The organism is Bacillus haikouensis, from assembly GCF_013179555.1.
In the GTDB taxonomy this organism is placed as follows: Bacteria; Bacillota; Bacilli; order Bacillales; family Bacillaceae_B; genus Rossellomorea; species Rossellomorea haikouensis_A.
This window is the reverse complement of sequence record NZ_JABMCR010000275.1, coordinates 1-5,267: the sequence shown is the minus strand read 5'-3', so window position 1 is coordinate 5,267 and position 5,267 is coordinate 1. Positions and strand designations below refer to the sequence as shown.

The window sequence follows — 5,267 nt, the reverse complement described above, 5'->3', positions numbered from 1 at the left end:
CCGCAATCATCATATCCATTTTATCAAAGGAACACCATTTAAGGATAAAGTGCTTCAGAAAGCAAGTATGCACGAAGCCTCGATCGCCATCATAACAGCGGATCAGAATCGCAATGAAGTGGAAGCCGATATGCATTCTGTCCTCACACTGCTCGCAGTAAAAGGGAATCATCCCGAAGTGTATACCGTGGTGGAAATCCTTCAGAAGGATCAGGTCGTAAATGCTGAGCGGGCTGGGGCGAATGAAGTGATTCAAACCAATATGCAGACGAGCTATGTCATGATCAACAGTATCATATCACAAGGAATGTCAAAGGCGATCCTGAAACTATTGAATCACCTTAAAGGCAATCACCTGCAGCTTGTGCTGGTGACTGACGATTGTATCAATGAAACATTTCAAAGCATCAGTCAAAGGCTCCTGCAAAAAAATATCATCTTGCTCGGAATAAAAAAAGGCGGGGAAACATCTGTGAATCCCCCTTTGACGACTATCGTCGAAGCAACTGACGAACTGCTTGTCATCACGAATTAGGTTAGATAATGAAAAGCTGACTACCGCTAAAGGAGCCAGCTTTATTTTATTCATAAACTTCCCGGCAATTAGCTTGTCATGATGGTTTCCTCAAGTTCCTTCACAAGCTCCTTGCCGATGTCTACGTATTTGTCAGGAAGGCTTGAATCAGGATCAACAGGCTCGGAGAATTGATTAACCGTCCCTGAGAAATCACCAGCAGTGGCAAAATCATCTATTCCCCTTTGATACTTATGTCCAAGCAGGAATGGCTTCCCGAATTCAACCGTTGCACCTCTTGAATCAAGCTGGCCGTCAACCGCCCGGAAAGGAACACGCAGGAATTGATAGCCGACCTCGTCGTCGATCTTATAATCAAAGTAGCCGTGATCATACTCCCAATTGCCGCCGATTGTATAGCCCAGCGGTTTAAGAAGCTGTTCAAGCTTGTACAGTTCATAATGTTTACCTTCAATAGTCGATGAAAGCTCAATCACTCAAATCATACCCCTTTCTTTAGGAATAGTTTTTCCAAAAGAGAAGGAAAAATGTATTTAAAAAGAGCGCGGAGAAATGAATCTCACGCGCTCTTTAATATGAAATTTACTTCAGGCGTTTTTCCAGTTCTGCTTTCTTTTCTTCAAATCCAGGTTTCCCCAGAAGCGCAAACATGTTCACTTTATATGCTTCAACTCCAGGCTGGTCAAATGGATTGACCCCAAGGAGATATCCGCTCATCGCACAAGCTTTTTCGAAGAAATAAACCAGGTAGCCGAATGTGTAGGCATCCATAGCCGGAATTTCCACGATCAGATTCGGTACTCCTCCATCTGTATGGGCAAGAAGTGTTCCCTCGAATGCTTTGTTATTCACAAAGTCAACCGTTTCGCCTGCAAGATAGTTCAGGCCGTCAAGATCACTGTCCGCTTTTTCAATCTTCAGTTCGTGACGCGGTTCCTGAACTTTGATGACCGTTTCAAACAGGTCACGTCTGCCTTCCTGCACATACTGTCCTAGAGAGTGAAGGTCTGTCGAGAAGTTAGCCGATGAAGGGAAAATCCCTTTCTGGTCTTTTCCTTCACTTTCGCCGAACAACTGCTTCCACCACTCAGAGAAATATTGTAATCCCGGTTCATAGTTGATCAGCATTTCGATTGTCTTGCCTTTATTGTAAAGGACATTACGTACAACTGCGTATTGATATGCAGGGTTTTCTGTCAGTTCCGATTTGCTGAAGTCTTCGCGTGCCTCTGCAGCACCTTTCATCATCTGTTCGATTTCAACACCACTTACAGAAATTGGGAGCAAGCCAACTGCTGTAAGGACAGAATAACGGCCGCCGACATCATCCGGCACGACAAATGTTTCATAGCCTTCGTCGTTTGCCAATGTTTTAAGGGCACCCTTAGACTTATCGGTTGTCGCATAAATGCGTTTGCGTGCTTCTTCCACACCATACTTTTCTTCAAGCATCTTACGGAAAATACGGAAAGCGATCGCCGGTTCTGTTGTTGTACCAGATTTTGAAATTACATTAATCGAGAAGTCTTTTCCTTCTAAAATATCCATAAGGTCTCTCATGTACGTAGAGCTGATGTTCTGTCCAAGGAAGATGACCTGCGGAGCCGAACGCTTCTCTTTAGGGAGGGCATTGTAGAAACTGTGATTCAGCATTTCAATCGCAGCACGAGCCCCAAGGTACGATCCCCCGATTCCGATGACAAGCAGGACATCAGAGTCACTCTTAATTTTTTCAGCAGATTTCTGAATGCGGGAGAATTCTTCTTTATCGTAATCCACCGGAAGGTCGACCCATCCCAAGTAGTCACTTCCTGCACCCGTTTGTTCGTGTAATGAATGATGCGCAACTTTCACTGCATCACTTAAATATGTAAGTTCATGTTCTCCAAAAAACGATAACGCTTTTGAATAATCAAAACGAATGTGTGTCATAACCATCCTCCGATTAAATTATTTTCTTCTATCTCACTTTATCGAATGCTGAGACGATAATCAAGAACGCTCCCCTTTTGAAAGCGTACTCATCTGAATTTTTTCTTAAAACATTCTTTCTTGTTGATTTCCCCTTGCTTTTTGGATTTAAAATAGGGGAAAATCGCCGCTTTTGATTTCCGTGCAAGACTTCGCCTCCGGGGTCTCACATTGGTCACTTCTCCCGCAGGAATCTTCGTCTTTCACTCCAATCAAAAGCTAGAGTCACCCCATTTACAAAAAAAGAGGGATTAATCCTATAAATTAATGAGAAGTCCATTTCACCTGTACATAGCTTACTTATATTACCAACCGAATCGAATAATTTCACTACAAAAAAGGCAGCCGTAAAAGCTGCCCTTTCCAATGATTATAAAGAAGACCTCAATATTGCGAGTACATCTTCTTTGTTCAGTTTGTTGAAGTTGCCGAATTCTCCGTTTACCATTGCTTTGTCTGCCATCAAGTCAAGCTTGCTGTCATCGATGTCATAGTCGGCAAGACTGGATGGGGCACCGATTGAGCTCCAGAATTCCCGAAGCTTGCTGATTCCTTCAAGTGCCGTTTCTTCTTCTGTTTTTCCAGACGGATCAACATCGAATACACGTACAGCCATTTGTGCAAATCGGGCAGGACTTACCTCTAGGTTATGCTTCATCCAGTTAGGGAATATGATCGCCAGACCGCCTGCATGAGGGATATCATATACAGCTGATACCGCATGCTCGATGTTGTGGCTTGCCCAGTCTCCGCGATAGCCCATTTGAAGCATTCCGTTTAAAGCGATTGTTCCTGCGTATAGGATCGTTTCACGAAGCTCATAATTTTCAAGGTCATTGAGCAATTTAGGGGCCGCTTCAATAACCGTTCTTAAGGTACTTTCACACATACGGTCCTGTAACGGTGTGTTTGCTGCGTCGTTAAAATACTGCTCAAATACATGGGACATCATATCAACCATACCGTAAACGGTGTGGTTTTTAGGTACAGTGAACGTATTCACCGGATCGAGGATTGAGAACTGCGGGAATGTAACCGGGCTGCCCCAGCCGTACTTCTCCTGAGTGTCCCAATTCGTGATGACTGATCCTGCGTTCATTTCAGAACCTGTCGCTGCAAGTGTCAGCACCGTCCCGAATGGAAGTGCTTCATGTGCCACAGCTTTCTTCGTGACCAGATCCCATGCATCTCCATCATATTTTGCACCGGCAGCAATTGCTTTTGTACAGTCGATGACACTCCCGCCGCCGACTGCAAGCAGAAAGTCGACATCGTTTTCCTTACAAATTTTCACCCCTTCTCTCACAGAAGAAAGACGGGGGTTCGGATCTACTCCAGGAAGTTCATGCACTTCAGCATCGATACTATTTAAAATGGAAACCACTTCATCGTATAAGCCATTACGTTTAATGCTTCCTCCTCCATAAACAAGAAGCACTTTCTTTCCATAATGAGGTACCAATTCTTTCAATTGTTCGAGTTGTCCTTTACCAAATATAAGCTTGGTCGGATTATAAAAAGTAAACGTATTCATCTTCGTTACCTCCTTTATTAATGACGGACTCCCCAACAGATGGAAACCGATTGATTCACTATTCTATTATCGAATATATCTTTCCCAAATTGCAAAGAACTTGCACACAGAAAAACTTTCTTGTCTGGAATAGGAAAAAAAAGATTGGACACCTTATAAATGAGCCATTGTTTAAGGAGGAAAAATGACATGAGTGGAATTCAACGTATTGCTTTGGTTCTAACGATTATTGGTGCCATTAACTGGGGGCTGATCGGATTCTTCCAATTTGACCTGGTAGCTGCCATCTTCGGTGGACAAGATTCAGCATTATCCCGTATCATCTACGGTTTAGTAGGAATCGCCGGTCTCATAAATCTTGGATTACTATTCAAACCAACTGAAGAGATTGAAAGAGAACCACATACAGAACCAACTCGCTAAGTTTGTAGATAAGGGCCCATCCTCAAAGTTTATTTGAGTGATGGGTCTTTTCATTTCCTTTTTTAAAACCCGGCGAATGTTTAAGTTTTTCAGCTTAAACCCACAAAAAAGGTGACTCCCCATAAGAGTAAGCGATCTCCCGTTATTTCATCAGTTTTTTAATTATTTTTAATCCGAATTTCGCATTGGGATATCTGAAACTGAAATCAAACTTGGTCGTCTGTTTCAAGATGCTTTTGTAATGGGAAAATGTCGCAAAGCTTGATTCTCCATGATAATTTCCGAATCCGCTTTCGCCTACTCCCCCGAAAGGAAGGTAGGGGGTCGCCAAGTGCATGAGTGTATCATTCACGCAGCCTCCCCCATATGAAATGGAGTTGTTCACTTTATCGGCCACATGGTCTTCGCTTGTAAACAGGTAAAGCGCCAACGGTTTGGGGCGTTCGTTGATAAAGCTGATCACTTCGTCCAGTTCTTCATATTCCAACACCGGAAAAATGGGCCCGAATATCTCATCCTGCATGAGGGGAACTTTGTCGTCTTTAGGTACCATCAGAGTCGGTTCGATTTTAAGGCTCGCATGATCCACACTGCCTCCCGTCAATATATCGCCGTCTTTGAAGTAGCCCGTCAATCGATGGAAGTGACGCTCATTCACTATTCGCCCGTAAGTGTCATTCGTAAGCGGATTATTCCCGTAAAAATCCCTGACCGCTTTTTGGAACGATTGTATAAATTCTTCCTTTACCTCTTTGTGAACAAAGAGGTAATCGGGCGCCACGCATGTCTGCCCCGCATTCGTCA

6 protein-coding genes are annotated in these 5,267 nt (G+C 43.5%); 2 read left to right on the top strand and 4 right to left on the bottom strand.

Translation table 11 applies throughout. The annotated features are described in order from the left end of the window. Nucleotides 1–535 (top strand): TrkA-related ion transporter (locus HP456_RS19485; RefSeq protein ID WP_172254192.1); only part of this gene is annotated, 535 nt, incomplete at its 5' end. Between the two features lie 68 nt (nt 536–603). On the opposite strand, the gene HP456_RS19480 is transcribed toward HP456_RS19485, so the two are convergent. From HP456_RS19480 to HP456_RS19470, 3 genes are all read right to left on the bottom strand, one after another. Then, on the bottom strand, nt 604–1,011 hold the full coding sequence (locus tag HP456_RS19480) for a YugN-like family protein (protein WP_172254191.1): 408 nt from the start codon (nt 1,009–1,011) through the stop codon (nt 604–606). 106 nt (nt 1,012–1,117) lie between these two features. After that, nucleotides 1,118–2,467, bottom strand: coding sequence for a glucose-6-phosphate isomerase (locus HP456_RS19475; protein WP_172254189.1), 1,350 nt, complete (start codon nt 2,465–2,467; stop codon nt 1,118–1,120). Nucleotides 2,468–2,876: 409 nt separating this feature from the next. Then, on the bottom strand, nt 2,877–4,040 hold the full coding sequence (locus HP456_RS19470; RefSeq protein ID WP_172254187.1) for an iron-containing alcohol dehydrogenase: 1,164 nt from the start codon (nt 4,038–4,040) through the stop codon (nt 2,877–2,879). 189 nt (nt 4,041–4,229) lie between these two features. Here HP456_RS19470 and HP456_RS19465 point away from each other — a divergent pair, with 189 nt between their 5' ends. Then, nucleotides 4,230–4,463: a DUF378 domain-containing protein gene (locus HP456_RS19465; RefSeq protein ID WP_172254185.1), complete on the top strand. Its 234-nt coding sequence runs from the start codon at nt 4,230–4,232 to the stop codon at nt 4,461–4,463. A 142-nt stretch (nt 4,464–4,605) separates the two neighbouring features. Here the strand turns inward: HP456_RS19465 and HP456_RS19460 are convergent. Continuing rightward, a partial coding sequence (locus tag HP456_RS19460; protein ID WP_172254183.1) for an aldehyde dehydrogenase family protein occupies nt 4,606–5,267 on the bottom strand: 662 nt, incomplete at its 5' end.